This window comes from Rhizobium sp. S163 (assembly GCF_030380805.1).
GTDB lineage: Bacteria > Pseudomonadota > Alphaproteobacteria > Rhizobiales > Rhizobiaceae > Rhizobium.
The window spans coordinates 453,729-478,080 of record NZ_JAUDSA010000012.1; the positions used below are offsets into that span (position 1 = coordinate 453,729).

Consider the following 24,352-nt stretch of genomic DNA (forward strand, 5'->3'; position numbering starts at 1 on the left):
TAATTGTAACGGCAAATCGCCCGTCTTTGGAGGAGAAGATGACAATGCGAATGACGAAATGCAGCATCATCGCAGCGGCTACGTTGGCGCTGGCGAGTAGCGTCGCCCACGCCGATGTGACCTTGAGCGTGTTGATCGACACAAACCCGGAAACGATCGCTTCGTTCGATGCCGTTTCCAAGGCTTACAGCGAGAAAAACCCCGATGTGACCTTCGACGTCGAGCAGCGTGCGGGTGGTTCCGAAGGCGACAACATCGTCAAGACCCGTCTGGCAACCGGCGAGATGCCGGATGTTTTCCAGTATAACAGCGGCTCGCTTTTCAAAGCCCTGAAGCCTGAGCAGACAATGGCCGATCTCTCCGATCTGCCATCCGCCGCGGGCATCCTTGAGAGCTTCAAGAAGGTCGTCAGCGGAGCCGACGGTCACGTCCGCGGTATTCCGTTTGGTCCGGCGATGGGTGGCGGCATCTTCTACAACAGGAAGATCTATGCCGAGCTCGGCCTGCAGCCGCCAAAGACCTGGGCCGAATTCATCGCCAACAACGAGAAGGTCAAGGCTGCCGGCAAGGTCGCCATCGCCCAGACTTACGGCACGACCTGGACATCGCAGATCTTTGTCCTGGCTGATTTCTTCAACGTTCAGACCGAGGTGCCGACCTTTGCTGACGACTACACTGCCAACAAGGTGAAGTATGCCACGACACCTGCGGCACTTCGCGGCTTCGAGCACCAGGAAGAAGTGGCGAAAGCAGGCTTCTTCAACGAGGATTTCGGCGCCGCAACCTTCGATGACGGCATGCGCATGGTCTCGACGGGCGAAGCAGCACATTACCCCAGCCTGACCTTCGGCATCGGCAACATCCAGCAGAACTTTCCCGACAACGTTCAAGACGTCGGATTTTTCGCTGAACCCGGGACCGATGCCGCCAAGAACGGTTTGACGATCTGGATGCCGGCAGCACTCTATCTTTCTGCGAAGGCCGAACATCTCGAGGAGGCTAAGAAGTTCCTCGATTTCGTAGCCTCCAAGGAAGGTTGCGAGCTGATGGCCAAGGCGGTGCCGTCGGGTCCGTATCTGATCAAGGGCTGCGAGTTTCCCAAGGACGTTCCGCAGGCAGTCACGGACATGCTTCCGTATTTCCAGACGGAAGGCCGAAACGGCCCGGCGCTGGAATTCCTGTCGCCCGTGAAAGGACCGGCACTCGAGCAGATCACCGTCGAGGTCGGAACGGGTATCCGCTCCGCCAAGGACGCAGCCGCGCTTTACGACCAGGACGTCGCAAAGCAGGCAAAGCAGCTCGGCCTGCCGAACTGGTAACCTCCCAGACGCAGCTTGCCCGGCAGATATCTGGGCAAGCTGCTAGGAGCCGCTATGGTTATACGCAAGTCACCCTACCCCTATTGGTTCATCCTGCCGGCGGCGGTCATCTTCACCGTCCTGTTTCTGGCCCCCACAATCGCATCCTTCTGGTTCAGCCTGACACGTTGGGACTTGTTCACGACCGTGTTCATCGGACTTGAGAACTACAAGCAGTTCTTCCGCGAGCCCTTCCTGATCCAGGGACTGACGAACACCGTCATCTACGCGGTGGCGACGTCGGCCGCGAAGACGGTTCTCGGCCTGCTTCTGGCTGTCCTGCTGACATCCGGACTCTGGGCCCAGGGTCTTCTTCGAACGGTAATCTTCTTTCCCGTTCTGGTGTCGACCATCGGCGTCGGCATAACCTTTTCCGTTCTCATGCATCCGACGCGTGGCATCATCAATGTCGCGCTGGCTGCCATCGGCATCCACGGTCCCGGCTGGCTGACGGATCCGGCGCTGGCGCTCTACTCGATCGTTCTCGTCGATCTCTGGAAGGGCATCGGACTTGCGACGGTGATCTATATCGCCGGATTGGCATCCATCAGCGCCGACTACTACGAGGCAGCGCGCATCGACGGTGCAACGAGAACGCAGATGTTTTTCCGCGTGACCATCCCCCTGGTCAAGCCGGCCACGATCACCGTCATCACCCTTTCGTTGATCGGCGGCCTGCGTAGCTTCGATCTGATCTGGGCCATGACAAAGGGCGGCCCCGGCTTTTCCTCGGACGTGCTCGCGAGCGTGATCTACAAGCAATATCAGGCCGGCTTCTATGGATTATCCACGGCCGGGAACGTCATCCTGTTCGTCCTGATCGCCGCGATCGTCTTGCCGCTCACCTTCTGGCTCAATCGCAAGGAGGTCGACATATGACCCGGCGCCAGTTTTACACCGGAGCCTCCGCGTTGGTCGCATGCTGCGTGATCTTCGTGATGCCGTTCCTGTTCATCTTTCTGACGGCCGCGAAAACCAAGCAGGATGCAGCGGCACTGAAATTCACCCTGCCAAGCGAGTGGCATCTATGGACGAACTTCATAGATGTGATCCAAGCCCGCAACTATATGCTGCTGCTGGCATATCTCAACTCGACGATCATCACGGTGGCTGCCGTCACATTGCTCGTCCTGTTCGGCGCAATGGTCGGCTATGTCCTGCAGCGCCGGCCATCGCAATGGAACGCGGTCATCTATGCCTTTGTGCTGGCCGGCTTGATGATCCCGCCTGCCGTGGTGCCGACGATCTGGGTACTGCAGGCTCTTGGCCTGTTCAAGACGCTCTCCGGCATGGTTTTGATCCAGGTTGCCTACGGCCTGTCGTTCACCGTGCTGCTCTTTCGGAGCTTCATCGCGACAATTCCACGCGATCTGGACGAAGCAGCGATTATCGACGGCGCAAAGCCGTTGCAGATCTTCTTCCGTGTCGTCCTGCCTTTGTTGAAGCCGGTGACCGTAACCGTCATCGTCGTCCAATCGATCGCGATCTTCAACGATTTCACCAACCCTCTCTACTACCTGCCCGGCCGGGAAAACGTGACCGTGCAGCTCACTCTCTATAACTTCCAGGGACAGTTCCAAACGCAGTTCAATCTGCTGTTCATGAACATCCTGCTTGTGACCATACCGCCGCTGATCGTCTTCATCTTCTTTAACCGACAGATCGTAGCGGGCATGACTGCCGGCGCAGTGAAAGGATAATTTATGACAAGTGTTGTTCTCGACGGCGTAAAAAAGAGCTTCGGCGGCCTCGAAGTCATCAAGGGCATCGATCTCACCATTGCCGCCGGAGAGTTTTGCGTGTTCGTTGGCCCGTCAGGCTGCGGAAAGTCAACGTTGCTCAGAATGATCTCAGGGCTTGAAACATCGAGCGCCGGGAAAATCGTCATCGACGACAAGGATGTGACCGACGCAGAACCCTCCGAGCGCGGTATTGCAATGGTGTTTCAATCCTATGCCTTGTACCCGCATCTTACAGTCGCTGAAAATATCGGTTTCGGCCTTTCGCTCGCGAAAAGACCCAAGGCGGAAATCGCGGAGAAGGTCAAGCAAATCGCCGATATCTTGCAACTGTCGCATCTGCTCGATCGGAAACCGAAAGCGCTTTCCGGCGGCCAACGACAACGCGTGGCGATCGGAAGGGCCATCATCCGAAATCCTAAGGTGTTTCTATTCGACGAACCGCTGTCCAACCTCGACGCTTCCCTACGATCACAGATGCGCATGGAGCTGACCGAACTGCATGCGCGACTCGGCGCGACCATGATCTACGTCACGCACGACCAAGTAGAAGCCATGACCATGGCCGACAAGATCGTCGTGTTGAACGGCGGCCATATTGAGCAGGTAGGCTCTCCGATGACGCTTTACAACGGGCCGCAGACAGCCTTTGTCGCGGGCTTTATCGGATCCCCCAAGATGAACCTCTTTGAGGGAGCGATCGCCAAGGCAGAGGGATGTCGCATATACGGTGTCCGACCCGAGCACCTGTCGCTTTCGCCGACCGACGGCAAGTGGCGAGGCACCGTCCGGCACATCGAGCGGCTGGGCGCGGATTCTATCGTCCATCTCGATGTCGAGACGCTGGGATCGTTGCTGGTTCGCACCGACGGCGACAAGGCCATCACCATCGGCGACGCGGCGTTCGCCTCACCAATGCCGAGCAAAGAACATCGTTTTAGCTAGGCGCTCCTTAAATATCGGGGAAAACCGACTAGCGTTGGCAGACGCTGGAGGTAACCGTGGTGAAAATCGGAGCAGTTACGAAAAGCTAGCTGCGATCGCGGGGGCATCAAAACCCCGCATTTGCGGCGTGGTCCAAACCGCCGGGCAACCAATGCAACCCATTATCGGTTGCAGATTATGGCGGCCGTAGAATAAATAGTGACGTCGAACAAACAAGGCCGCCTCTCATGAAGGCGGCCTCAATTTTACATCTGCTACGCGCAGATGGCGAAGCAGATGTATTGCCGCTATAGATTCGCGTTCTTGGTAGTTGAAGTTTTCGACCAACCGAGACCATGATATAATAGGATCGCACCGATCGTTGCGGTGCCGATGCCATCTAGCGTAAATCCTGCTACTGCCAGCTTAAAGTTGCCCGCGCCCAGCACAAGCGCAACGCCGACAGTGATGAGATTGCGCGGTTCGGCGAAATCGACCTTGTTTTCAACCCAGATGCGGCCGGCAGTCGCTGCGATAAGCCCAAAGACGACGATCGAAAGGCCGCCGATGACAGGGGCGGGGATGGTCTGTATCAGGGCTCCGAATTTCGGCGAAAAACCAAGTAGGATCGCGACCGCGGCCGCGACAAGGAACACGAGTGTCGAGAAAATGCGTGTAACAGCCATAACGCCCATGTTTTCCGCATAGGTCGTCATTCCTGTGCCCCCGAACGCACCCGATAACATGGTAGCGACACCATCTCCAATGAAGGCGCGACCGAGGTAAGGGTCCAGGTTACGTCCGGTCATGGCACCGATTGCCTTGATGTGCCCCAGGTTTTCCGCGATGAGGATAACGACAACGGGCACAATTAGAGCCACGGCGGAGGCAGAGAAGATGGGTGTTGTGAAGTGCGGCCAACCGAACCATGGCGCTGCAGCCACTCCGGTAAAGTCGATGGGAGCGCCAAGCCTCAAAACGTTGGCGACGACGTAGTAGGCGAGATAAGCGAGCGCACCGCCGATGAGGATCGGCAGGCGGCGTGACATGCCTGGTGCATAGACCGCGATGGCGCCAACAGCCACGAACGTCAGGATCGCGATCCAACGCGAGAGCTGGCTCCCATCAGGGCTAGCAGCATTGATACCAGACGCGCTCGATATCGCGATCGGTGCCAGCACAAGTCCGATTGCCGCGACAATCGCACCGGTGAGGACAGGTGGCATCAACCGCTCGATCCATCGGTGACCTGCGAACGCAACCAAGACACCGATCAGCGCATAAAGCACACCAGCGGCAATGATACCGCCCAAAGCCAGCGCGATGTTCGGATTTGGCGCGCCGGCTGTCGCTGCGGTCGCAGCAAGTACGGGACCGATGAAGGCGAAAGATGAACCAAGATAGCTCGGAACTCGACCACCAACGGCAATGAAGAAAATCAGCGTCGAGATTCCCGAGAACAGAATGGATACGTTGGGATCGAAGCCCATGATAAGCGGAGCAAGCACGGTCGAGCCGAACATCGCAACGACATGCTGCAGTCCCAGCACCAACGTCTGCGCAGCCGGCAACCGTTCATCGGGCTGGATCCGCCCTTCCGCCTTTAACCGCCAGCGCGGAAAATAGCCGCCAGTCTCGCTCATCATTCGTCCCTTCGATGTTGTTGCGCAGAACCGCGCCCGAGGCGCCTGTACGCGCTGTGACACCGGTCCAGATTAGGGTTATCGCCCATCGCATACGCAAATTGACATCTAATGTCATTGGGGTGCAGAGTTTACCCACAGTGGCTGGGCTGTTCAGTCTATCCATCGTCAGCCGTCGGGTGCACATGAGGGGAAATAAACTGGAGACACCACCGAGGCACACTTCGCGACCTGCTCTTATGTGAAGCCGTTGCGCCGATGCTCGTCTACGATCGTGGGCGAGGGAGTTCTAGGCCTCGATACGGAAGAAGTATGCGATTTTTGCTCTTGTGAGCGGAAAAAAATCTGCTTTATATGAGCGATTGCTACTTGGCTTTCGGGGGAATAGCCGATGATGTGGACGCGCAGGAGCCTACTATTCGGTGGACTGGTTTCAGTCGGCGCCGTTGCGCTCCAAAAGCCGGTCGTAGCAGTGGCTCCGTCCTATTTTGCTGGTACCAGTACAGACAACGGCGTCGCTTTCAGAAGCACCAATTTCGCGAAAATCGAGAAGAAGTGGCATAGGCAGGTCGTCAAGTATTTCAGTGATGAGCCAATCGGCACTGTCGTTGTCGATACCACGCATCATTTTCTCTACCTGATCATGGAGAACAAGACCGCGATCCGGTACGGCGTCGGCGTCGGCCGTGAGGGCTTCAAATGGTACGGCCGAGCGACTATCGACCGCAAGGCGCTCTGGCCGCGCTGGACACCGCCCCCTGAGATGCGCAATCGGCACCCGGAGCTTCCAGAATCCGTCGATGGCGGTTCACCGAGCAACCCGCTGGGGCCGCGTGCCATGTATCTGCTGCGCGACGGCGTGGATACCGGCTATCGCTTCCACGGTACTTTGGAGCCTGGGAGCATTGGCAGGGATGCCTCTAGCGGTTGCATCCGCATGTTCAACGAAGATGCGATCGATCTTTATCAGCGCTGTCCGATCGGGACTGCGGTGCAGGTGCTGCCACATATAGCCGATCAGGCGCAAAATGCTGCCCAGGCCAGACAGCCCCTCTCGGCGGAATGAGGAAATCACACTGATGTTTGATTTGACCGGATTGCCGAAAATACTTGCTGTTGCAATCATCGTGGCGACGCTTGCTGCATGCAGTACAACTGAACTCGCCGAGGTGGAAGAGCCATTGCCAACGAAGATGACGGGCCAAACCAACGATCCGGCGCCCGGCTTCGAGAATATAGCATCTGGCAGCGAAGAAGACTTCATTCTCAATGTTGGCCGTCGCACCTATTTCGCACAGGACTCGGCAACGCTTGATTCCGTCGCCAAGGCGACATTGGACAAGCAGGCTGTTTGGCTTAATAATAACCCTCAATGGCTTGTCAAACTACAGGGCTTTGCCGACGATTCTGGATCTGGGTCAGCGATGACTTCGCTGTCGCGAAAACGTGCTGACGCGGTGATGGCCTATCTAGTAGAGAAAGGCGTCGCATCGGATCGGCTGTGGGCCAAGGGCTATGGCAACGACCGCGAAGTCAGGGATTGCACAAACCGATCCTGCAAGGTGCAGAACAGGCGCGTCGTCACCAACCTTCGCTCGCAACGCGATTCAGTGTAAGCCTTCTATCAAGGGGCATAGATCGGTTGGAGCAGCATCGCCAAGATACAATGCACGGATGAACTTTTTAAGCGGCTTCTAGTTCAGCCCTGGTGCAGCCCTACAGATATTGTGTGACTACAGCACTATTGCGAGAGTAATGCGCGGTAGGCGCCTCGTTCAGCCTAGAACGTTGCGTTCTGAACTAGGCCATCGTCCCCAGTTCTGCATCGGTCACGAATAAGTTTAGCGACGTTCAACGCGCGAGGACGGCGAGTTGCATTGTCAGTCACGTGCAGGAATGTGAGGTCTTGAACGACCGGTTGCGTGCCCGGTGGGGCACAGATTGCGAGCTCACCCCGTGCGATTTGTGGCGACAAGAGCCTCAGAGCTTCAAGACCGACACCGCCGCCTTTGATAAGCGTTGGGACAATGTAGCTGATCCGGTTGTAACTGAGCCGTCGAATGCTCGCATCATCGAAGCCGTTGAAATCGAACCAATGCTTCCAAGTCACCGCGTTCGTCTCATTGGCCAGAAGCAAATGTGACTTGAGGTCGGCAATCGTCCTGATATGTTCTGCGAGATGCGTGGCGCAAACCGGTACAAAAGTATCCGGACCCAACGGTTCGATATCGGGAATTGCCCGCGCGCCCGCGCCATAGACAATTGCGACATCAAAGCCGCGATAAGACTGAAAGTCGGGTGTTTCATCTGCCGTAATTCTAATGTCAGTCGCTTGTTCGCTCATCAAATCCACAAGAGCGGGGCCGAGCAGTTGCGCGGCTATACCCGGTGGGCTGGAGAAGGATAACGGGCGCCCACTGTCCGGAGTGATCGCGTTCAAGCCGTGCCTAATGTGATCGAAGCCATCCTCAATGTGTCGAAGCAAGAGCCTGCCTGCGGGCGTCAGAGCCAGTCTATTGTTGGATCTCAAAAACAACTGGCAATCCAGACGATCCTCCAGCTTGCGAATCGACTGGCTGACAGCGCTGGTCGTCAAAGCCAGATTGTCGGCCGCCAGCTTAAACGAGCTCAGCCTGCCCGCTTCGGCAAAGACTTCAAGATTGGCTAAGGGCACGGAAAGGCGCGGCATTGGTTTAGACTAGCTTCATCACGATTTAGAACCTATTGTTTGTATGCGGCGGAATGCCCCATTAATCAAGCTGCGTAAGTGGCAGTTGGGGCAGCCACTTTCCTTGTTCCTTTCTCACGGCATCCCAATCCAGTAGACGGGTAACTCATTTAGCGCAGCTATACTGAGCGATGCATCCCTGTCGCTTGCGTGCCGTGTGCCAGGGGCATTTCCTCCCAAATGTGCCCCAGGAGCGAGAACTTGACGTCTGAATTTAAACCACGATCCGTGGGCGTCTCATTGGCGACGCGGATAGCATCTTGGCTTGTTGCCCTGATACTCTTTGCGATCGGCGCATATTTCATCTACGGTGGGAGCGAACTCCTCAAGGTTGGCGGCTCGCCTTATTACGTCGCCGCCGGTATTGTCTTGCTGGTCACGGCTTTCCTGCTGGTCAGGTTGCGCGTTCAGGCAGCCTATCTTTACGCGGCCTTCTTCCTTGCCACAGCGCTTTGGTCTTTCTGGGAAGTCGGCTTTAAGTTTTGGCCGCTTGCCGCGCGCCTCGGAATGTTCGCCGTTGGCGGTCTGTTGATCGCGCTGGTCGTTCCTCGCTTCCCGAAGACGTCGGGTGCCTTCCGCAAGGCATCTTATCTGTTGGCAGGGATTTCCGCCGTGGGGTTGGCTGCTGCCTTTATCAGCGCTTTCTTCCCCATCTGGATCGTAAAACCCGACCACAGCCCGGAGATTGCAGCCGACTACAAATCGTCCACCGAGCCTACCAACTCGGTTGGCTTTGGTCGTACACCATCGGGTGAACAGTTCGCGCCCTATGACCAGATTACCCGCGAGAACGTCGGCAAGCTTCAGGTGGCCTGGACTTTCCGCAGCGGCGACGTCACCGGAAACGGCCGGGAAAATCAAAATACGCCGCTTCAGATCGGCAATACGCTCTACGCCTGCACGCCTACCAACCAGGTATTTGCGTTGCGTGGTGATACCGGAGAAGAACTCTGGCACTACAACCCGGAAGTGACAGTCAAGGATACAGCCAACTGGAGCCGCTGCCGCTCGCTGGCCTATCTTGAGGTGCCGGCACTCCCGGCTGACGCCATTGGAAAGAAGCGCATCTACCTGACAACTGGCACCATGCGCCTCATTGCATTGGATGCGAATACCGGCAAGCCGGTTCCAGGCTTTGGCGAGAACGGTATAGTTTCCCTCGCTGAAGGGATGGGCAAGGTCGATCCCGGCTTCTACAATCCGACATCGGGGCCGCTGCTTGCCGGAGGCAATCTCATTGTCGGCGGCTGGGTTATGGACAATCAGTCCACGGATGAACCCTCCGGCGTAGTGCGCGCGTTCGACGCCGTAACAGGCAAGTTCTCATGGGCATGGGATGTCGGCCGCCCGGGTCAACCGAACCCGCCGGCGGAAGGCGAACATTATACCCGCGGCACTCCGAACACCTGGGCAACACCTAGCTATGACGCGGCGCTAAACATGGTCTACCTGCCTACGGGCAATGGCACGCCGGATCTTTTCGGCGGAATGCGCTCGCCCGAGACGGAGCGGGTCAGCTCGTCGGTTGTCGCGGTCGATGCGACGACCGGTGAACAGAAGTGGAGCTACCAGTTCGTTCATCATGACGTCTGGGACTACGACATGCCGTCGAAGCCAGTGCTCTATGACATGCCAGATGGCAAGGGCGGACGTATACCTGCTCTGATCCAGGCCGGCAAGAACGGCGAGATCTATGTGCTGGACCGTCGCACTGGAAAGCCACTCACTGCGGTAGAGGAACGCTCTGTTCCGACCGAAGGGGTCAATGGTGAGTTTCTTTCCAAGACGCAGCCTTACTCTGTGGGCATGCCTTCGATGCGCGACGCGGTTCTCACTGAAGCTTCGATGTGGGGTATCACACCCATCGACCAGCTCAATTGCCGCATCCAGTTCAAGGAACTCTACTACAAGGGCGATTACACGCCACCGCAATTGCAATGGTATCTTCAGAACCCGTCCTGGTACGGCACCACCAATTGGGGTGGCCAGTCCATCGACAAGCAGCACGACATCATGATCGTCAACGATATGCGTGTTGCAATGAGGGGACGCCTTCTCAAGCGTGAAGACGAAATCCGCCGCACTGCCGAAACCGGCAAGACGCAAGCCGGCGTCGGCGGTGTCGTGCCTCTCAGCAACACGCCCTACGGCGCAGAGCGCGGCATGGTGCAGTCCTTCCTCGGCGTTCCCTGCACGACACCGCCTTTCGGAACCATCGGCGCAATCGATATGCGCACGAAAAAAATGCTTTGGCACCGCTCCATCGGCACGCCGGAGCAGTTTGGACCGCTCGGCATGAAAACGCATCTCCCGATCGAGCTGGGGATGCCGTCATTGGGTGGCACGGTCCCGACGGCTTCTGGATTGGTCTTCTTCTCCGCCACGTCTGATTATTATCTCCGCGCTCTCGACGTATTAACGGGTGAAGTCGTGTGGAAAAGCCCGCTTCCAGTCGGCGGGGGCTCGACGCCTCTTATTTATCTTTCGCCAGAAGATGGACGCCAGTATGTTGTTGTTACCGCGGGTGGCGCACGGTCCTCCCCGGACTACGGTGACTACATCATCGCCTTTGCCTTGCCGAAATGACAATGGCGGGCCCCGTTCAGGCGGGGCCTACCACCCGTTCGAGTGGTTTCACTTGCTCAAATCGCCCTCCCTTTGCCAAACAGCCGGATCTTTATTGCGCGTGCGCGTCTGAGCTGGCTGGGGTTGCAATCAAGAGAAACATCGCGTCGACTGGGCGCAGTTTTCTATCATCCGCGCACGGATTTGATCGCCTAGATCGCCGCGTTGATCCCGCGTTAGGTAGCTGGTTAAAAGATATCAAGGATACGGCTGTCGGCGGCTCGGGCTTCGCGCGCTGGCGAGCCAAAACGGTGGTGAGAAATCTCGGCAGCGAGAAGTTCGAGCGATTTCGTTGTGTTAGCCTTGATTGAGTGAACCCTGCCCCTCCCTCCTTAAGCTTTCGTTAACCCTATAGTTCTGGACGATTTTCGAGAATCGTGGTCTACCATTTGGCGGGCAATGGCCGGTAAATCGGCTTGGAGCCGCCAAGAGGGTAAAATGGCAATAGCACAACGGACGGAATCGGTGGTCGCTTCGAAGGAAGATGCTGGCAGCAAGATCTTGCGCCACGCAAGTCTTCTCTCTGGGCAGCTCCAGCAACTGCGTATGCGGATGTACCCGCCCAAATCTGAAAAGATGCTTCGTCAGTTCCTGACCAACGAGGTCTCCAAGCTCACTTCAATCCCTGATTCGACATTGAAGCTGATGTCGAGTGAAGGGCGTGGTCCGGTGCCCAGCAGGCTCGAGAACAATCACCGCGTCTATACGCTCTCCCAGATCAATGAGTTGCGCGAGCTTTTCGCGGAACAGAAACCGGCGGATGCGCTGCGCTTTCTTCCTCGCCGGCGGAAAGGCGAGCATCTTCAGGTTCTGGCGATCGCCAACTTCAAGGGCGGCAGCGCCAAGACCACCACCTGCGTTCATCTTGCGCATTATCTCGCCATGCACGGCTACCGCGTCCTGGCTCTAGACCTGGACCCGCAGGCTTCTCTGTCGGCGCTTTTCGGCGCCCAGCCTGAGATGGATGTCGGTGCCAACGAGACTATTTATGCAGCACTCCGATACGACGAAGCGGAGCGCCGGCCCATTCGCGATATCATTCGCAAGACCTATTTCGATGGTGTCGATCTTATTCCAGGCAACTTGGAGGTCATGGAATACGAGCACGAAACGCCTCGTGTTCTTGCCAACCGCTCCGGATCGGGCGCTATATTCTTCGAACGCCTGAAGCTTGCCCTTGCCGAGGTCGAGAACGACTACGATGTCGTCATTCTCGATACGCCACCATCGCTCGGCTTTCTAACGCTGAGCGCGATCTATGCCGCGACGAGCATGATTATCACCGTTCACCCGGCCATGCTCGATGTCGCCTCGATGAGCCAGTTCCTTCTCATGATGGGTGACCTGATCAGCGTGTTGAACGAAAGCGGTGCCAAGCTGGACCAGGACTTCATTCGCTACCTCGTGACCCGCCACAATCCGAACGATGCACCACAGTCGCAGGTCGTGGCAATGATGCGCCACCTGTTCGGTCCCGACGTCCTTTTGCCCACGGCCATCGAGAGCACCGCAGTGGAGGCAGCCGGCCTGGCTAAGCGCTCCATTTATGAGCTCGAAATGGGCCAACTCGGACGCGACACCCACAAGCGTGCGCGCGAAGCGGTTGACGCGGTCAATGAGGCGATTGTCGGGCTTCTCAACAAGAGCTGGGGGCGTCCATGAGCAAGTCTCCGCGCAAATCCATTGTCGCGAGTTTCGGCCTTCTTTCTGCCGAACTGGAAAGCGGCAAGACGACCGACGTCAGCCATGAAGCCCCCCCTGCCCCGTCGCCCGCGACGGGCAATCGTGTTGGTGCAGGCGTCATCGGCGCCGCGCATCGCGCGATCGATGACATTCGTACGGAACGCGATCGCCTGAAGGCACTTGTGGAATCGGGCGGAGCGACCGTGCGTGACGTGGATGCGTCTTTGATCGACCCATCGCCCTACCCTGACCGTCTCCCTGACGACGATGCCGCGAGCTTTGACGCGTTCAAGCGCTCGATCGAGACCGATGGGCAGAAGGTTCCTATCCAGATCCGGAAGCATCCCTCCGATCAGGGGCGTTTTCAGATTGTCTACGGACATCGGCGCTGGCGTGCAGCCAAGGAGCTCAACAAGTCCGTCAGGGCTGTCGAAGTCGATATGTCCGACCTCGATCTCGTCGTGGCCCAAGGCATCGAGAATGCCAGCAGGCAAGACCTGACCTGGATCGAGCGCGCATTGTTTGCATCACGCATGGACGATGCCGGTATCAAGGCGCGCGAGATCTATGCCGCCTTGTCGATCGAGGCGGCCGAGCTTGCGCGCATGCGTAGCGTCTATCGCGCCGTGCCTGCCGACATTATCGAAGCAATCGGCCGTGCCCCCAAGATCGGCCGGCCACGATGGCTGGACCTGGCGAAGCTGATTTCCGGTGAGCCTGGATCTTTGGAGATCGCCAGAGAGACGCTGGCGCTCAAGGGTGATCCTGCGGAGTTCTCTGACCAGAGGTTCCAGCGTGTATTGGTCAGCCTGAAGCCCAGTGCTGAACCGCGACCGACACCAACGCCGATCGTCGACAGCAATGGCACGCGTCACGGTACGTACGTGGTCACTCCGAAGGAAATCCGGCTTGTGGCCGAGAATGCCCGCGAGCGGGACTTTTTGAAATTCATTGGAACGGAGCTGCCGGCGCTTGTCGAGCGGTTTGCGGCCATGCGGGAAACAAAGCTCTGATCGCTATCAAAGCTGTCAGCTGATGCAGGAAAGGACAACTAGCAAAAGAAAAAGGCCCCCAAACGTTGCCGTCGTGGAAGCCTCTCTCTCTGTGTAGCAACTAGAGAATCGCATTTCCCCGAATCACAGTCAAGACACTTTGGCACCTAATTTGGTGGACAGCTTTCTTTTGCCTTTTGAAAGGTGAAAAAATGCATGTTCGAGATATAACGACGCCCTTTGGGCGGCGGCCAATGACGCTTGCGTTGATGAAACGTCAGGCCGCATCGGCAAAAATCGAATCGGGATCATCCGTCGATAAGTGGAAAGTGTTCCGCGATGCATCCGAGGCCAGGAATTTGCTTGGCATTCAGGACAGAGCACTCGCGGTTTTGAATGCACTTCTGACATTCTATCCCGAGAGCGAGTTGGCTTCGGACCGCGCGATGATCGTGTTCCCGTCCAATGCGCAGCTTTCAATCCGCGCTCACGGCATTACGGGCACCACTTTGCGTCGTCATCTTGCAGCGCTCGTTGATGCGGGACTGATCCTGCGCAGGGATAGTGCGAATGGAAAGCGTTATGCTCGAAAGGATCGCGCGGGCGATATTGAGCAGGCCTACGGTTTTGACTTGTCGCCTTTGCTTGCCCGCTCATCGGAATTGGCCGTGCTATCGGACCGAATTGCGACCGAGCGAGCGCTGTTTCGGCGAACGAAAGAGACCTTGTCGATCTGCCGTCGCGATGTGCGCAAGCTGATTTCGGCCGCCATCGTCGAAGACGTTTCCGGCGATTGGGAGGCCATTGAATTGCGCTACGTGGAACTCGTCGGCGCCATTCCGCGTACGCCGTCGCTTCATGATCTTCAGAACAGCCTCGAAAGTATAGAGGCCCTTCGTCAAACCGTGCTTAATCTTTTGGAAAATAAGTTGAATTCCGAAAATATGGGCACCGATGACATCGGATTTGGCTGCCACATACAGAATTCAAATACAGAATCCATTATTGAAATTGAACCACGCGGCGAAGAGCAAGATGCAAATGTTGTGGTTCGCGCTGAGGGGCAGCATGAGCCAACAAGAACCTTTCCGCTGAGCATGGTGCTGCGGGCCTGCCCGGAGATAAGGAGCTATGGACCAGGTGGTGCGGTTTCTACGTGGCGAGAGCTCATGGAGGCTGCGGTACTTGTTCGGTCAATGCTCGGCGTGACGCCTGGCGCTTATCGAAACGCCTGTGAGATCATGGGGCCAGAGAACGCCGCCGTGATGATGGCCTGCATCTTGCAGCGGGCTGGGCATATCAATTCGGCGGGCGGCTACCTCAGGGATTTGACGGCAAGGGCGCAAAGACAACAGTTTTCGCTCGGCCCGGTTTTGATGGCTCTCCTGCGGGCAAATGGCGGAACGGAGAAGGAGGCGTCGTGAGACGGGCGAAAGGAATATTGCCAGCTGTCAAGGTTTTGAGATTTGCGTGAGCTTGGATAGGGCGAGTGCCTGGTTCGTTTAATGGATGGCAGATGTTCAGCATGCTTCATCGCAATTGTTCTGAGAGTAGCCGATCTAGGCAGGTATGGTGGGGACTGGTCCGGGGCCCGGGCTATCAGGCTTAGGACACCGAGTGAGCGTCAGGAATGTTGACAGCTGTCAATGTTTTGGAATGGAGTTTGATGGTCTACAAACAGAGGCGCCCGTTTCTAGCTGTGTCGATGCTCAGCGGCAAAGTTGAGACTAAGCGCACGGTTGATGATGCCAAGTAGGTGAGAACAGGGCGCCAGATACCGCGTCGTAGATTATCTGTAAGGAGCGAGCCTCGGAGTGGCTTTCATCCAGGCCAAAAACGGGGGAGGGGATAGTAGATCGAACCTGCACTCAGTTGAAACCGAGTGCAGGTTCGATTGCCGCGATCGCGTCGAACTCGGCTCTGCTCTGCTCGATAAGAAGACGGAGAGGGCGCTAGAGGTTCGTATCGTGGCTCGTCCCGATATCGTTGAGTGACGAAGAAAGCTGGCTGGGTGCTTCCTGGTTTCGACGTCTGGAAGGGAAATCTCGCCGACATGTTCTGATGAACTCAGTTGCTAGACGCCATGATGAGTGCCCGCGATTACGCCAGACGCAATTGCGCTGTGCTCGGCGAAATGGTTCAGACAAGCAAGACGTAGGCTTTGGGTTCGTCAATACCGACTCGCCGACAAAGTGTTCGGCGAGCCTCCTGTAGAAAGAGCGGTGCCCGCTCACTTGCACGCTCGATCAGATAGGTACGGTCCGAAGTGTCCCGGGCAAGCGTCGAGCGAAGACCCGCAGTAGTCTGGTTCACGGCGCTTAGGCCGTCTGACCACATCCGCCATTGGTACTCTCGTCGTAGAAACTCTGTCATTTCGCCGAGATCCCTGGGGCTTGTGCGACGATGATCACATGCTTTTACATCTGTTGATTTCTCCGCTCGGCTGCGGAAAATCGCGGCAAACATCGAGAGAATCGTGTAAGATTCTTTAGTAGCAGCGGCCCACTATATGAGTTCGCAATGCTGCTTCGTCCCCATACGCAGTGAGGAACGCTAACTCCGATATGGAGTTCCTTAAGGAAATCATTTACCATGATTTCAATGCGTTACGATTCCACTAAATTATCCATCCAGAGCCTGCTCAGACCGGTTTCAGAAGCAGGCATTGGCTTGGCGCGGCTGGATGAACGGATCGGGCGATCGCCGGTTGGACAAGGCTGGATCGAACGCTCCCATTTCACTGACGCTTGTGCCTCTCTATGGATCGATGGTGAGCTTGTTCATCTGGAGGATCTCGTACTCCACGACGCCGGACAAGATATTCGCGCACCGAGCCACGAACTGACCATCGCGCGCGACGTATTGCGTACGCGCAGAAGGATTGCGTCGCAATCGCCCGCCTGGGCGTTAAGTCCCGAAGGGATGCGCAGCTTGCGCGGTGCTAGTCCAATGAAGGGCAATGCCTATTCTCAGGATCGCCACGAAGCCGAAAACGACCCGATGCCTCCCTTGGAAACGAAGGGAAATGACAACGGTGCCTTCTCCAACGCGTTCGACGCGGAGCTCGCCGAGATCGACGCCGTGCTGGCACGAAGCGAAGCGGTGTTGGCGAATGTAACAGGTCCGGCACGCTCATCCGCCCGCGAGCGCGAATCGTTGGCCTATGATCTCGATTGGAATGAGGACGAGCGGCTCGATGAATGGAGGGGCGTCTTGCGGCAGAACCACAATCTGCCGCCGGTGCTGCAAGCGTTGATCGCGTTGGATGCTTGGACAGAGCTCGCCGTCTTGCAACATGCCCCGTGGCTCGGCCGGTTGCTGGCCGCGTCGATCCTGCGAGAAGAGGGCGTGACCGCCGCGGCTCATCTCGTGGCCTTCAATCTCGGCCTCAAATCCATAGCCGTTGATCGTCGACGGCATCGGGACCGGGAGACGCGATTGTTGGCCAGTGCCCAGGGGCTGATCGCGGCTACGGAAACAGGACTAAAGGAACACGATCGGCTGGCGTTGGCGCGGCAGATGATGGAGCGGAAACTCGTTGGCCGTCGATCGTCCTCAAAACTTCCCGAGCTTGTTGAACTCGTCGTCGCGAAGCCGATCGTCTCATCGGGCATGGTGAGCAAGATCTTGGGTGTCACACCCCAGGCCGCGCGGCGCATCCTCGCGGAACTCGGCCTTCGCGAGATGACGGGCCGGGGAAGATTTCAGGCGTGGGGTATCATCTAGCCGTAACCACGTGGCCGGCTATTCCGCAAGTGCGTCCTTCGGAAAGCTGGCGGCCAGAGCGTTGATGAAGTTGCGTACCGCCGGAGGCAGTCCTCGGCGCGTCGTGAAGACGATATGTACCAGTCCCCGCATTCCCCGCCATGCCGGCAAGACGCGCACGAGTTTTCCGTCCTGCAGCGCCTGCTTGCAGGTGTGATCAGGCAACAGCGCGACCCCCAACCCGGCGAGCGCTGCGGTCCTTACCGCGGTGAAGTCGGCGCAGCCGATCCTCGGTTCGTGTCGAACCGTTTGCCTTTGGCCGTCGTCAGTTTCAAGAAGCCAGTTCACTTCACTCTGATCGTCTGTTGTCGACAGCGTCGGATGGTTGGCTAGGTCGTTGATGCTGCCGATACGGCTGGCAAGCTGGGGGGTCGCGACGAGGATGCGAATGGAATTCCCGAGCGAGCGCATCGTCAGCGATGCGTCACCCTCCAGCGCGGTGCGCACACGAAGCGCCACATCGATCCGCTCTTCGATGAGATCGACAGGGCGATCCACGGCAACGAGCTGAAGCCGCACTCGCGGATACTGGGCCAGGAACTTGGTCACGAGAGCTGAGATAGGTTCAACCAGCCCGGTTGGGCAGCTCATGCGAATAAGACCGTGCGGTTCCGACTGCGCTTCCGCGACCAGTGCTTCCGCCCGTTCCGCTTCGGCGACCATCGCCTTGCAGCGTTCATAGAAGGCCTGGCCGACATCGGTCACCCTGAAGCGTCGGCTGGAGCGCTCGATCAGACGAACCCCAAGCCGAGCTTCCAGCCCCGCGACGCGACGACTAAGCTTCGACTTCGGCTCGCGCAACGCTCGTCCCGCTGCCGCAAAGCCACCGTGGGCCACCACTCCGGCAAAATAGACGAGGTCGTTCAGGTCAGACTGCATCATCGTTCTCCATATGGAACGATGGGTAGCATTTTTGCCGACTATTTGCATCAGCGTTCTGATGGCATGTTCTTCTCAACGGCAACGGGCCGCGAAACACAGGGCCAAACACAGAGAAGGGCAAAGACAATGAGCAAGACATTCGAAAACAAGGTCGTCGTGGTCACCGGCGGTACCAGCGGCATCGGACTGGCCACCGCAAAGGCCTTCTCGAACGAAGGCGCTTCGGTCTTCATCACCGGCCGCCGCAAGGATGCGCTCGATGCAGCCGTCAAGGAAATCGGCGGCCGGGTGACAGGCGTTCAGGGAGACATGGCCAAGCTCGTGGATATCGACCGCCTTTATGATGCCGTCCAGCAGAAGCACTCGCAAATCGACGTGGTCTTCGCCAATGCCGGCGGCGGTGAATTCGCACCGCTCGGTGCCATCACCGAGGAGCACTACGAGAAGACCTTCGACACGAACGTGAAGGGCGTGCTGTTCACGGTTCAGAAGGCGCTGCCTCTGCTGCGCGATGGCGCTTCGATCGTGCTGACCTCGTCGACCACGAGCATCTCGGGAACGCCAGCACTCAGCGTCTACTCGGCGACAAAGGCGGCGGTCCGCAATTTCGCACGCAACTGGATCCTCGATCTCAAGGATCGCCATATCCGCGTCAATGCCGTCAGCCCGGGCGTTACCGAGACGGCTGGCTTGAACGAGCTCTTCGGTAACGGCGACAACGCCGAAAACACGAAGAACTATCTCGCCGGCCTGATCCCGGCCGGTCGGATCGGACAGCCGGAGGAAATTGCCAAGGCAGTTCTCTTCCTGGCATCGGATCAAGCCTCTTTCGTCAACGGCGTCGAATTGTTTGTCGATGGCGGTCAGGTTCAGATCTAAGGATCGGTCTCAAGGAGAAAAGTCATGGCAGACATTGCAACGCTGTTGGAGCGGAACCTGCACGAGATCTTCGGGGAGGGCGATGCCGTCCTCCGCCAGAAGGCCGCGGAGGAGATCCTCCACGAGGACGCCGTCTTCACAGAGCCGCACGGCATCTATCGGGGCCGGGAGGAGATCGTTCGCATCGCCGGCGTGATCCGCGCCATGCACCCGGATTTCAAATATACGCCGATCGCACCGGCAGAGGTTCTTCAAGATCAGGCCGGCCGGCTCAGATGGTCCGCCGGTGCACCGGGCCAGCCACCGGCCTATGCCGGCACCGATTTCATTGTGGCGCGGGATGGCAAGATTGCAGCCATCTATCTCTTCTTCGATGGGTCTCTAGACACGACGCATCAATAATTGCGGGAAGTGCAATAAACTAGAAATTATTGATGCAATTGTTGGCGCGAGTGTTTCGCGGCAATATCTCCCCATCAGCCGAGCAACAGCGTCGTCTGACGCTTGAAACGACAAAATTGCAGGATATGACATGACCGAGAATTTTTCTTCCATGACGCGCCGCAGCGCACTGCTCTCCGCTGGTGCAGCCGCAGCGACCATGGCAATTTCACCCGCCTTTACCTTTGCGGCAAACGCTGCATCCACAAGCTCTACAAAAGAAGGAAATACTGAAATGTCTACAATCACCACCAAGGACGGCGTCGAAATCTTCTACAAGGATTGGGGTTCGAAGGACGCGCAGCCGATCGTCTTCCACCACGGCTGGCCGCTGTCGTCGGATGACTGGGATGCGCAGATGCTGTTCTTCCTCTCGAAGGGCTATCGCGTCGTTGCCCACGACCGCCGTGGCCACGGCCGTTCGGCCCAGGTCGCCGACGGTCATGATATGGACCACTATGCCGCTGACGCTTTTGCCGTCGTCGAAGCACTGGACCTGAAGAATGCCGTGCACATCGGCCATTCCACCGGTGGCGGCGAAGTTGCCCGCTACGTTGCCAAGTTCGGCCAGCCGGCCGGCCGTGTCGCCAAGGCCGTTCTGGTGTCGGCGGTTCCGCCGCTGATGCTGAAGACCGAAAACAACCCCGAGGGCCTGCCGATCGAAGTGTTCGATGGCTTCCGTGCAGCGCTCGCCGCCAACCGCGCGCAGTTCTTCCGCGATGTCCCAGCCGGCCCCTTCTACGGTTTCAACCGTGATGGCGCGAAGGTTCAGGAAGGCGTGATCCAGAATTGGTGGCGCCAGGGCATGATGGGCGGCGCCAAGGCACACTATGACGGCATCAAGGCCTTCTCCGAAACGGACCAGACGGAAGACTTGAAGGCGATCACCGTTCCGACGCTTGTCCTGCACGGCGAAGACGACCAGATCGTGCCGATCGCGGACTCCGCACTGAAGTCGGCCAAGCTTCTGAAGAGCGGCTCGCTGAAGACCTACCCGGGCTTCTCGCACGGCATGCTGACTGTCAATGCCGACGTGCTGAACGCCGACCTGCTCGCTTTCGTGCAGTCCTAACGAAAAGATCTGGCCGTGGCAGACATCTGCCGCGGCCAGTTACTCCATTTCCTTGACCTGATACAGATCGATACCACCATGCAGCTGACGCCCGAACTTGTTGCCCTGACCATCCGAGATGTCCGTGATGATGGACCGGAGCCGGGCTGGACGCCGCTTTCGGAAGCTGAGCTTGACGATCTCGTCGACAGGATCGAACGTGAAGCGGCAGGTGAGCCTCTTCTGGTCTTTGCCTATGGCTCCCTGATCTGGAACCCGGAGTTCGAACCAGCCAGCCGCGAGCGCGCGACTGCATTCGGCTGGCACAGGTCTTTCTCACTGAAAATCCAGCGCTGGCGCGCAACCAGCGACCAGCCCGGGCTGATGATGGCGCTTGAGCGCGGCGGCCAGTGCGATGGTATCGTCTTCGAGCTTTCAGCCGATCGCCGCCGCCAGGATCTGCGTGCTCTCGTCGCGCGCGAGATCAAGTATAGCGAAGTGATCGACATGGTGCGGTGGCTTCCGGTGAGAACCGAAAGCGGCGTCAGAAAAGCGCTGACATTCTGGGCCAGCACCAAGCGGGCCGGACTGACAAAACAATTGCCCGCAGCGGAAGCGTCTTCGCTGATCGCGGCGGCGTGCGGTGAGGGCGGCTCCTGCGCCGAGTATCTGCACAATACGATCGTCGATCTTCAAGCCGAGGGCATCCGCGACCGCAACCTGTGGCGCCTGCAGGCGCTGGTCGCGACCGAGATCTTGGCGCGCCAGAAGGCGTAGCCCATCGTGCTCCCCGGCGATCTGCCGGAAGACCATAGCGTTGATACGATTTTACTAATCGCATTCGTCGCGGTAGCATGATCGCAGTCTGGGAGGACTGGCGACATGCTGGAGTTGGATTTCGGGTTATCCGAAATGGCGGAGGCGATCCGTGAGACGACGCATCGGTTTGCGACAGATCGTATTGCCCCGCTTGCCGCGAGGATAGACGAAGAAGACTGGTTCCCGGTCGAGATCTGGCCCGAGATGGGAGCGCTTGGCCTTCATGGCGTGACCGTACCCGAAGACTCTGGCGGGCTTGGGCTGGGTTATGTCGAACATGTCATCGCCTGCGAGGAAATCAGCCGCGCCTCGGCATCGGTCGGCCTGTCCTACGGCGCGCACTCCAATCTCTGCATCAACCAAATCTCGCGCTGGGGATCGGCCGAACAGAAGCAGCGATACCTTCCTTCTTTAATATCGGGCGCGCATGTCGGCAGCCTTGCCATGTCGGAAGTCGGAGCGGGATCTGATGTTGTCTCGATGCGCCTGCGCGCCGATAGGGTCGATGGCGGTTATCGCCTGAACGGCACCAAATTCTGGATCACCAACGCGCCCTACGCCGAGACGCTGGTCGTCTATGCCAAGACCGTGCCAGATGGCGGCTCGAAAGGCATTACCGCCTTTCTGGTTGAGAAGGGCTTTCCGGGCTTCTCGATCGGTCAGAAGATCAACAAGGTCGGCATGCGGGGCTCGCCGACGGCGGAACTGGTCTTCGATGATTGCTTCGTTCCGGAAGAAAACATCATGGGCCAGCTGAACGGCGGCGTTAAAGTGCTGATGTCCGGGCTCGACTACGAGCGAGTGGTGCTTTCCGGCATCCAGCTCGGCATCATGCAGGCCTGCCTGGATGTGGTGCTACCTTATGTCAGGGAGCGCAAGCAGTTCGGTGCGCCGATCGGCAGTTTCCAGCTGATCCAGGCAAAGGTGGCGGACATGGTCGTGGCGCTGAATTCGGCTCGCGCCTATGTCTATGCGGTGGCGAGAGCCTGCGATGCCGGCAAGACGACGCGGCATGATGCGGCCGGGGCCATTCTCTACGCGTCGGAGAGTGCGGTCAAAGTGGCCGAGCAGGCGATCCAGGCGCTGGGCGGCGCGGGATATACGAAAGACTGGCCGGTCGAGCGCTACTGGCGGGATTCCAAGCTGCTCGACATCGGCGCCGGCACCAACGAAGTGCGCCGCATGCTGATCGGTCGCGAAGTCATAGGCGCTGAGGGGAGGGGCTGATGCCGGCGCTGCAGACGATGGTCGATCCCAGCTCGCAAGCGTTCGCGGCCAATCAAGCGCACAATCTGGCTCTGGTGGAGGCACTTCGATCCAAGGCGGCGCAGGCAGCTTTGGGCGGCTCTGCGAAACATCGCGAGCGGCATGTCGAACGTGGCAAGCTTCTTCCGCGTGACCGCGTCCAGCGCCTTCTCGACCCCGGCTCGCCGTTTCTTGAGATCGGACAGCTTGCCGCCAATGGCATGTATGACGACGAGGCGCCCGGCGCGGGCATGATCGCCGGCATCGGCCGTGTCTCAGGCGTCGAATGCATGATCGTGGCGCACGACCCGACCGTGAAGGGTGGCGCCTATTTTCCGATGACGGTGAAGAAGCACCTGCGGGCGCAGGAAATAGCCTCGGAGAACCGGCTGCCCTGTATCTATCTCGTGGACTCTGGCGGTGCCAACCTGCCGCATCAGGCGGAAGTCTTTCCGGATCGCGATCATTTCGGGCGCATCTTCTACAATCAGGCGCAGATGTCGGCGGCGGGCATCGCCCAGATCGCCTGCGTCATGGGCAGTTGCACCGCGGGTGGCGCTTACGTACCCGCGATGTCCGATGAAACCGTCATCGTGCGCAACCAGGGAACGATCTTCCTCGCCGGCCCGCCGCTGGTGAAAGCGGCGACGGGTGAGATCATATCCGCCGAGGAACTCGGCGGCGCCGATACGCACGGCCGGAAATCCGGCGTCGTCGACCATGTCGCCGAGAACGACGAGCATGCGCTTCTGATCGTTCGCGACATCGTCGCCACGCTCAATCGGCAGAAGCGGGTTGATATCGAGGTGGCCGAGCCACAGCCGCCGAAGCTCGATCCGCAGGAGCTATACGGCATCGTTCCGCGCGATGTTCGCACGCCCTATGACGTCCGCGAGGTCATCGCCCGTATCGTCGACGGTTCGGAGCTGCAGGAATTCAAGGCACTCTACGGCACCACGCTGGTCTGCGGCTTTGCGCGGATCTGGGGCATACCCGTTGCCATTCTCGCCAATAATGGCGTGCTCTTCTCCGAGAGCGCGCTGAAGGGCGCCCATTTCATCGAGCTTGCCTGCCAGCGGCGCATCCCGCTGCTCTTCCTGCAGAACATCTCGGGCTTCATGGTCGGCGGGAAGTATGAGGCCGAGGGGATCGCCAAGAACGGCGCGAAACTGGTGACGGCGGTGGCGACGGCATCGGTGCCGAAGGTAACAGTTTTGATCGGCGGCAGCTTCGGCGCCGGCAATTACGGCATGTGCGGCCGCGCCTATCAGCCGCGCTTTCTGTTCACATGGCCGAATGCGCGCATCTCCGTCATGGGCGGCGAGCAAGCCGCCTCGGTGCTGGCGACCGTGCATCGTGATGCAGAGAGCTGGAGCGTCGAAGAGGCCGAAGCCTTCAAGGCGCCGATCAGGCAGAAATACGAGGACGAGGGCAACCCCTACTACGCAACCGCGCGGCTATGGGACGATGGCATCATCGACCCCGCGCAGACACGCGATGTGCTCGGCCTCGCCTTTGCGGCGACGCTGAATGCGTCGATACCGGAGCGCGCCCAGTTCGGGCTGTTTCGCATGTAGC

21 protein-coding genes are annotated in these 24,352 nt (G+C 58.4%); 17 read left to right on the forward strand and 4 right to left on the reverse strand.

The features are described 5' to 3' along the window. Positions 1-44 precede the first annotated feature (44 nt). The 4 genes from QTL96_RS11810 to QTL96_RS11825 are packed head-to-tail and all read left to right on the forward strand — an operon-like array spanning position 45 to position 4,042. A complete protein-coding gene (locus tag QTL96_RS11810; protein ID WP_289727820.1) occupies positions 45-1,319 on the forward strand; it encodes an extracellular solute-binding protein in 1,275 nt (424 codons plus the stop codon). Between the two features lie 54 nt (positions 1,320-1,373). Beyond that, positions 1,374-2,237: a sugar ABC transporter permease gene (locus tag QTL96_RS11815; RefSeq protein ID WP_113168281.1), complete on the forward strand. Its 864-nt coding sequence runs from the start codon at positions 1,374-1,376 to the stop codon at positions 2,235-2,237. Next, entirely contained in the window at positions 2,234-3,058 is an 825-nt protein-coding gene (locus QTL96_RS11820; RefSeq protein ID WP_112943437.1) for a carbohydrate ABC transporter permease, read from the forward strand. The genes QTL96_RS11815 and QTL96_RS11820 overlap by 4 nt, the downstream gene beginning before the upstream one ends. A 3-nt stretch (positions 3,059-3,061) precedes the next feature. Continuing rightward, positions 3,062-4,042 carry an ATP-binding cassette domain-containing protein gene (locus QTL96_RS11825; RefSeq protein WP_113168282.1) on the forward strand — a complete coding sequence of 327 codons (981 nt, stop codon included), beginning with the start codon at positions 3,062-3,064 and terminating at the stop codon, positions 4,040-4,042. Positions 4,043-4,329: 287 nt separating this feature from the next. On the opposite strand, the gene QTL96_RS11830 is transcribed toward QTL96_RS11825, so the two are convergent. Beyond that, on the reverse strand, positions 4,330-5,664 hold the full coding sequence (locus tag QTL96_RS11830) for a solute carrier family 23 protein (protein WP_112943610.1): 1,335 nt from the start codon (positions 5,662-5,664) through the stop codon (positions 4,330-4,332). A gap of 391 nt (positions 5,665-6,055) precedes the next feature. Here QTL96_RS11830 and QTL96_RS11835 point away from each other — a divergent pair, with 391 nt between their 5' ends. Beyond that, a complete protein-coding gene (locus QTL96_RS11835; RefSeq protein ID WP_112943439.1) occupies positions 6,056-6,730 on the forward strand; it encodes a L,D-transpeptidase in 675 nt (224 codons plus the stop codon). Between the two features lie 13 nt (positions 6,731-6,743). Then, positions 6,744-7,280 carry an OmpA family protein gene (locus QTL96_RS11840; RefSeq protein ID WP_112943440.1) on the forward strand — a complete coding sequence of 179 codons (537 nt, stop codon included), beginning with the start codon at positions 6,744-6,746 and terminating at the stop codon, positions 7,278-7,280. 164 nt (positions 7,281-7,444) lie between these two features. Here the strand turns inward: QTL96_RS11840 and QTL96_RS11845 are convergent, their stop codons facing one another. Beyond that, positions 7,445-8,353, reverse strand: coding sequence for a LysR family transcriptional regulator (locus QTL96_RS11845; protein WP_113198454.1), 909 nt, complete (start codon positions 8,351-8,353; stop codon positions 7,445-7,447). A gap of 219 nt (positions 8,354-8,572) precedes the next feature. On the opposite strand from QTL96_RS11845, the gene QTL96_RS11850 reads away from it, so the two are divergent. The 5 genes from QTL96_RS11850 to QTL96_RS11870 all read left to right on the forward strand — a co-directional run bounded on the left by QTL96_RS11850 (position 8,573) and on the right by QTL96_RS11870 (position 17,418). Then, positions 8,573-10,978, forward strand: coding sequence for a membrane-bound PQQ-dependent dehydrogenase, glucose/quinate/shikimate family (locus QTL96_RS11850; RefSeq protein WP_113198453.1), 2,406 nt, complete (start codon positions 8,573-8,575; stop codon positions 10,976-10,978). Positions 10,979-11,455: 477 nt separating this feature from the next. After that, positions 11,456-12,679 carry a plasmid partitioning protein RepA gene (gene repA, locus QTL96_RS11855; protein WP_162725020.1) on the forward strand — a complete coding sequence of 408 codons (1,224 nt, stop codon included), beginning with the start codon at positions 11,456-11,458 and terminating at the stop codon, positions 12,677-12,679. Further along, a complete protein-coding gene (repB, locus tag QTL96_RS11860) occupies positions 12,676-13,713 on the forward strand; it encodes a plasmid partitioning protein RepB (RefSeq protein ID WP_289727821.1) in 1,038 nt (345 codons plus the stop codon). Before repA ends, repB begins: the two co-directional genes overlap by 4 nt. A 191-nt stretch (positions 13,714-13,904) precedes the next feature. Further along, positions 13,905-15,116 carry a plasmid replication protein RepC gene (repC, locus tag QTL96_RS11865; RefSeq protein WP_289727822.1) on the forward strand — a complete coding sequence of 404 codons (1,212 nt, stop codon included), beginning with the start codon at positions 13,905-13,907 and terminating at the stop codon, positions 15,114-15,116. Positions 15,117-16,284: 1,168 nt separating this feature from the next. Continuing rightward, positions 16,285-17,418, forward strand: a complete 1,134-nt coding sequence (locus tag QTL96_RS11870) for an RHE_PE00001 family protein (RefSeq protein ID WP_289727823.1) — start codon at positions 16,285-16,287, stop codon at positions 17,416-17,418. Between the two features lie 18 nt (positions 17,419-17,436). On the opposite strand, the gene QTL96_RS11875 is transcribed toward QTL96_RS11870, so the two are convergent. Beyond that, positions 17,437-18,339 carry a LysR family transcriptional regulator gene (locus QTL96_RS11875; RefSeq protein ID WP_210297120.1) on the reverse strand — a complete coding sequence of 301 codons (903 nt, stop codon included), beginning with the start codon at positions 18,337-18,339 and terminating at the stop codon, positions 17,437-17,439. A 126-nt stretch (positions 18,340-18,465) separates the two neighbouring features. Here QTL96_RS11875 and QTL96_RS11880 point away from each other — a divergent pair, with 126 nt between their 5' ends. Both QTL96_RS11880 and QTL96_RS11885 read left to right on the forward strand, forming a co-directional pair. Then, complete coding sequence (locus QTL96_RS11880; protein ID WP_112943448.1) at positions 18,466-19,218, forward strand: glucose 1-dehydrogenase; 753 nt, start codon at positions 18,466-18,468, stop codon at positions 19,216-19,218. Between the two features lie 24 nt (positions 19,219-19,242). After that, positions 19,243-19,620 (forward strand): nuclear transport factor 2 family protein, encoded by a 378-nt coding sequence (locus tag QTL96_RS11885; RefSeq protein ID WP_113168287.1) that lies wholly within the window; start codon positions 19,243-19,245, stop codon positions 19,618-19,620. Here the strand turns inward: QTL96_RS11885 and QTL96_RS11890 are convergent. Next, positions 19,600-19,914, reverse strand: coding sequence for a hypothetical protein (locus QTL96_RS11890; protein WP_289727824.1), 315 nt, complete (start codon positions 19,912-19,914; stop codon positions 19,600-19,602). The two genes, QTL96_RS11885 and QTL96_RS11890, sit on opposite strands and share 21 nt — an antisense overlap. Here QTL96_RS11890 and QTL96_RS11895 point away from each other — a divergent pair. The 4 genes from QTL96_RS11895 (at position 19,895) to QTL96_RS11910 (ending at position 24,351) form a co-directional block, all read left to right on the forward strand. Next, positions 19,895-20,731 carry an alpha/beta hydrolase gene (locus QTL96_RS11895; protein ID WP_289727825.1) on the forward strand — a complete coding sequence of 279 codons (837 nt, stop codon included), beginning with the start codon at positions 19,895-19,897 and terminating at the stop codon, positions 20,729-20,731. The two genes, QTL96_RS11890 and QTL96_RS11895, sit on opposite strands and share 20 nt — an antisense overlap. A gap of 78 nt (positions 20,732-20,809) precedes the next feature. Beyond that, positions 20,810-21,487 carry a gamma-glutamylcyclotransferase gene (locus tag QTL96_RS11900; RefSeq protein WP_113168364.1) on the forward strand — a complete coding sequence of 226 codons (678 nt, stop codon included), beginning with the start codon at positions 20,810-20,812 and terminating at the stop codon, positions 21,485-21,487. 105 nt (positions 21,488-21,592) lie between these two features. Then, a complete protein-coding gene (locus tag QTL96_RS11905) occupies positions 21,593-22,756 on the forward strand; it encodes an isovaleryl-CoA dehydrogenase (protein ID WP_112943451.1) in 1,164 nt (387 codons plus the stop codon). Then, a complete protein-coding gene (locus QTL96_RS11910; RefSeq protein WP_112943452.1) occupies positions 22,756-24,351 on the forward strand; it encodes a carboxyl transferase domain-containing protein in 1,596 nt (531 codons plus the stop codon). Before QTL96_RS11905 ends, QTL96_RS11910 begins: the two co-directional genes overlap by 1 nt. The last annotated feature ends 1 nt before the right edge of the window (position 24,352 follow it).